At 70.1% G+C, this 5,208-nt stretch carries 1 protein-coding gene and 1 pseudogene; both read left to right on the top strand.

Annotated elements, in window-relative coordinates; all coding sequences use genetic code 11:
* Positions 1 to 473 precede the first annotated feature (473 nt).
* Positions 474 to 4,484, top strand: a complete 4,011-nt coding sequence (eccCa, locus tag ACFWX1_RS35325) for a type VII secretion protein EccCa (RefSeq protein ID WP_378394137.1) — start codon at positions 474 to 476, stop codon at positions 4,482 to 4,484.
* A 43-nt stretch (positions 4,485 to 4,527) separates the two neighbouring features.
* Positions 4,528 to 5,208, top strand: a pseudogene (locus tag ACFWX1_RS35320) (type VII secretion-associated protein); the annotation flags it as partial.

Below are 5,208 nucleotides of genomic sequence, written 5' to 3'. Positions count from 1 at the left end.
CCCCAAATCATAGCCCCTCGCGCCGCCGCCCCCCCGCGCGGACCCCCCGCCCCCACCCCCCCCCCCCGCCGGCTTATCCCCGCAAACCGCCCCGCCGTGCCCCAGGTCCACGTCGCCTGCGGGGTGCGAGGAGAGGGAACGCACACGGGCACGGCGCACGGGCGGGACCGAGCGCAGTTAGCCCGCTAAACGCGCGTCGGGGCGGCCGGGAGAGTGCGTTTAGCGGGCTAAACGCGGTCCCGGGGGCGTGGGAGGGGAGAGGTAGAGAGAGGGGGGGGAGGGCTGCGGGTTCGGTCGCTACTGTCGGTGCCGCGCCCTACACTCGGCGGGCAAGCTCATCGAGTCGATCCTCGAGGTCTCCGGCCGTTCGCGGCATTGGCCGGATTTCCCGCCCGACGTTCGATAGGTTGTTCCGCGCACCTGAGCGCACAAAACGGTGGCCGCCATCGTCGAGTTTGAAGAGGGGTCCTTCGATGAGCACGCTGCAGTTCAAGAAGTCGCCACGGCTGGCAGCGCCACGCCCGCCGGGCGGCGAGGTGCACCTTGAACCGCCACCGGAGGTGCCCCGCACCATCCCCGGCAACATCGTGATGAAGCTGCTGCCCGCGGTCATGATCGTGGCCTCGCTGGGCATGATGGTCTTCATGTTCACCGCGGGTGGACGCAACCCGATGATGCTCATGATGGGCGGCATGATGGTCATGGGGACCGTCGGCATGATGGCCGGCGGTGGTGGCCGTGGCGGCGGCGCCAAGAAGGCCGAGATGGACGAGGACCGCAAGGACTACCTCCGCTACCTCGGCCAGATGCGTGACCGCGCCCGCGAGGCGATGGTCGACCAGCGTGCCGCGCTCGAATGGGTGCACCCGGACCCGCAGACGCTGTGGTCGCTGGCCGCCAGCCGCCGGATGTGGGAGCGCCGCCAGAACGACCAGGACTTCCTGCACCTGCGCGTCGGCCGCAGCTCGCACCGGCTCGCGACCCGGCTGGTGCCGCCGCAAACCGGCCCGGTCGACGAGCTGGAGCCGATCGCCACCCTCGCGCTGCGCCGGTTCGTGCGCGCGCACTCGATCGTGCCCGACCTGCCGACGCAGATCACCCTGCGCGGGTTCGCCGCCGTGAGCATGCAGGGCGACCGCGAGCTGACCCGCTCGCTGACGCGCGCCCTGCTCTGCCAGCTGGTCACGTTCCACAGCCCCGACGACGTCCTGATCGCCGTCGCCACCGCGGGCCGCGCGAAGTCCGAATGGGAATGGGCGAAGTGGCTGCCGCACGTGCAGCACCCGACACTGGCCGACGGCATCGGCCAGCTCCGCATGATGGCCGGCTCGCTCGCCCAGATCGAGCAGTGGCTCGACGAGGAGCTGCGCGACCGCCAGCGCTTCTCCCGCAACGCCACTCCGGCGCCCGACCAGCCGCACGTCGTGATCATCGTCGACGACGCCGAGGTCACCCGCGAGGAACAGATCATCCTGGAGGAGGGCCTGGTCGGCGTCACGCTGATCGACCTGTCCGACTCCATCGGCAACCTCGCCGCCCGCCGCGGTCTCCGGCTGGTGGTCGAGGAGAAGCGGCTCGGCGCGCGCAGCGCCGGCGGTGTCGAGTGGTTCGGCCGCCCGGACCGCCTGTCGGTGGTCGAGGCCGAGGCGGTGGCCCGGCTGATCGCGCCGTACCGGGTGGGGTCCGCGGCGCAGGACGCCAGCGAGGACGAGCCGCTGCTGTCCAACCCGACGCTGCTCGAACTGCTCGGCATCCCGGGCGACCCGATGACGTTCGACGTCCAGCAGGCGTGGCGGCCGCGCCCGGTCCGGGACCGCTACCGCGTCCCGTTCGGGGTCGGCGAGTACGGCCAGGCCGTCGAGCTGGACATCAAGGAAGCCGCGATGGAGGGCATGGGCCCGCACGGCCTGTGCATCGGCGCGACCGGTTCCGGTAAGTCGGAGTTCCTCCGCACGCTGGTGCTGGGCATGCTGGCCACGCATTCTTCGACGACGCTCAACTTCGTCCTCGTCGACTTCAAGGGTGGTGCGACGTTCCTCGGTCTGGACGACGCACCACACGTCTCCGCGGTCATCACCAACCTCGCCGACGAGGTCACGCTGGTCGACCGTATGAAGGACGCGCTGGCAGGCGAGATGAACCGGCGCCAGGAGGCGCTCAAGAACGGCGGTAACTTCAAGAACGTCTGGGAGTACGAGAAGGCCCGTGAAAACGGCGCCGACCTCGACCCGCTGCCCGCGCTGTTCATCGTCGTCGACGAGTTCTCCGAGCTGCTGTCCGCGAAGCCGGACTTCATCGACCTGTTCGTCGCCATCGGCCGGCTGGGCCGGTCGCTGCAGATGCACATGTTGCTCGCCTCGCAGCGCCTGGAGGAAGGAAAGCTGCGCGGTCTCGACTCGCACCTTTCCTACCGGATCGGCCTGAAGACGTTCTCCGCGGCGGAATCCCGCGCGGCGATCGGGGTGCCGGACGCGTTCGAGCTGCCGTCGATCCCGGGTTCGGGGTACCTCAAGTACGACACCTCCACGATGGTGCGGTTCAAGGCGTCCTACGTTTCGGGCCCGTACCGGCCCGCGGGGATCAAGGCGGCGGGGCCCGCGGCGACGGTCGTCCGCGCGGACAAGCGCCCGCAGCTGTTCGTCCCCGACTTCATCGAACTGCCGAAGGAGCCGGAGCCGCAGCAGATCGAGGAAGAGGCGCCGAAGCAGGAACGGCAGTCCGACGAGGCGGTCGAGCCGAGCGAGCTCGACGTCATCGTCGGGCGGCTCGTCGGCCAGGGCCCGCCCGCGCACGAGGTGTGGCTGCCGCCGCTGAACGAGCCGAACTCGCTGGACACCCTGCTGCCGAACCTCAACCCGACCGACGACCGCGGCCTGTCCCCGGTCGGTTTCTTCGGCAACGGGCGGCTTCAGGTCCCGCTCGGCATCGTCGACCGCCCGTACGAACAGCGGCGTGACGGCCTGTGGGCGGACTTCTCCGGCGCCGCCGGGCACGGCCTGATCGTCGGCGGCCCGCAGTCGGGCAAGTCGACGATGCTGCGGACGCTGATCATGTCGATGGCGCTGACGCACACGCCGGAAGAGGTCCAGTTCTACTGTCTCGACCTCGGTGGTGGCACGCTCGGCGGGCTCGCCGACCTGCCGCACGTCGGTGGTGTCGCGGTGGCGCGGCGCGAGCCGGACAAGGCCCGCCGGATCGTCGCCGAGCTGACCACCCTGCTCACCGAGCGGGAGGGCCGGTTCGCCGCCATGGGCATCGACTCGATGAACGAGTTCCGCAACCGGAAGCGCCGCGGGGAGATCAAACCGGAGCAGGACGCCTTCGGTGACGCGTTCCTCGTGGTCGACGGCTGGAAGGCGCTGCGAGAGGACTTCGAGGAGCTGGAGACCTCGATCACCCGGCTCGCCATGCAGGGTCTGTCCTACGGCGTACACGTCGTCGTCGGTGCCAACCGGTGGGCCGACATCCGCCCGGCGATCAAGGACATGCTCGGCACGCGCTTCGAGCTGCGGCTCGGTGACCCGAGCGAGTCCGAAGTGGACCGTCGCGCCGCGGTGAACGTCCCGGCCGGGCGGCCGGGACGCGGGATGACCCGGGAAAAGCTGCACATGCTCACCGGGCTGCCGCGGATCGACGGCTCCAGTGACCCCGACACGATCGCCGCCGGCGTCGCCGACGCGGTCGCGAAGATCAAGGGTGCCTGGCGGGGCCGCCCGGCACCGCAGGTCCGCCTGCTGCCCGAGATGGTCACCTACGACGAGGTTCTCCGGCTGGACAGCAAGCGGGCCACGAAGCTGGTGCCCATCGGGGTCAACGAGGAAGATCTTCAGCCGATCTACCTCGACTTCGACGCGGAGCCGCACTTCTTCGCGTTCGCGGACGGCGAATCGGGCAAGACCAACCTGCTCCGGCAGATCGCGCGCGGTATCTCCGAGCGCTACTCGCCGAAGGAAGCCGTCACCCTGCTGGTCGACTACCGGCGCACCATGCTCGGGTTCCTCAGCGGGGATTCGCTGCTCGGCTACGCGGTGTCGGCGACCCAGCTGGACAGCATGGTCAAGGACGTCTACGGGTCGATGACGCGGCGGCTGCCCGGGCCGGACGTCACGCAGGAGCAGCTGAAGAACCGCTCCTGGTGGACCGGTCCCGAGCTGTTCATCCTCGTCGACGACTACGACCTGGTGGCAACCCAGAGCAACAACCCGCTCAAGCCGTTGTCGGAGTTCCTTGCGCAGGCGAAGGACGTCGGGCTGCACCTCATCGTGGTCCGCCGCACCGGTGGTGCCAGCCGTGCCATGTACGACCCGATCCTCGGCAAGCTGAAGGAACTGTCGGCGCCGGGCATGGTGATGAACGGCTCGAAGGACGAGGGCACCCTGGTCGGCAACATCAAGGCCGGGCCGATGCCTCCGGGCCGGGGCAACATGCTGACGCGCAAGTGGGGCAAGCAGCTGATCCAGGTTTCGTGGATCCCGCCGGAGTGATGCCCGCGAAGGACAGGAGAACGACGATCTGCGGGAGTGGCTGGTGACGTTACGGGTAGCGGTGGACTTCGGGACATCGAGTACCTGTGTCGTCGCCTCCGTGAACGGGCGCGAACCGCAGGTCGTGGTGATCGACGGCCAGCCGCTGATGTCGTCGGCCGTCTACGCGGCGCCCGACGGCACGTTGTTCGTCGGCCAGGAGGCGGAACGGCAGGCCGCGGTCGACCCGTCGCGGTACGAGCCGCACCCGAAGCGCCGGATCGACGAGGGCGAGCTGTTGCTCGGCGAAAACGTGCTCCGGGTGACCGATGTGGTGCACGCCGTGCTGGCCCGCGCGGTGACCGAGGCACGTCGGCTGGCCGGTGAGGCCGAGGTCGATCTGCTGGTCCTCACGCACCCCGCGGACTGGGGTGCGATCAGGACGAGGTTGCTGCGCCAGGCCGCGGGGCGGCTGGCGCAGGAGGTCGCCCTGGTGCCGGAACCCGTCGCGGCGGCCGTCTACCACGCGGCCACGTTCGCCCCGGCGGACCTGAAGTCCGACCGCACCGTCGAATTCAGTGGCCGCCCCGGCGACACCCTCGCCGTTCTCGATCTCGGCGGTGGCACCGTCGACGTCAGTGTCGTCACCCGCACACCCCCGCCCGCTGCGTTTAGCGGGGGAAACCCAGGGGCGCGGCCGCGGGGGGGCGGGGTGGCGGTGGTGGCGACCAGGGGGGGCCCGAGT

Source organism: Amycolatopsis sp. NPDC059021 (genome assembly GCF_042739895.1).
Classification (GTDB): Bacteria; Actinomycetota; Actinomycetes; order Mycobacteriales; family Pseudonocardiaceae; genus Amycolatopsis.
The sequence above is the reverse complement of the archived record's forward strand: the minus strand, read 5'-3'. Positions and strand labels throughout refer to the sequence as shown.

What these genes read in the sequence shown, in the direction of transcription:
- eccCa (WP_378394137.1), top strand. Translation starts at nt 474, where the DNA reads ATGAGCACGCTGCAGTTCAAGAAGTCGCCACGGCTGGCAGCGCCACGC.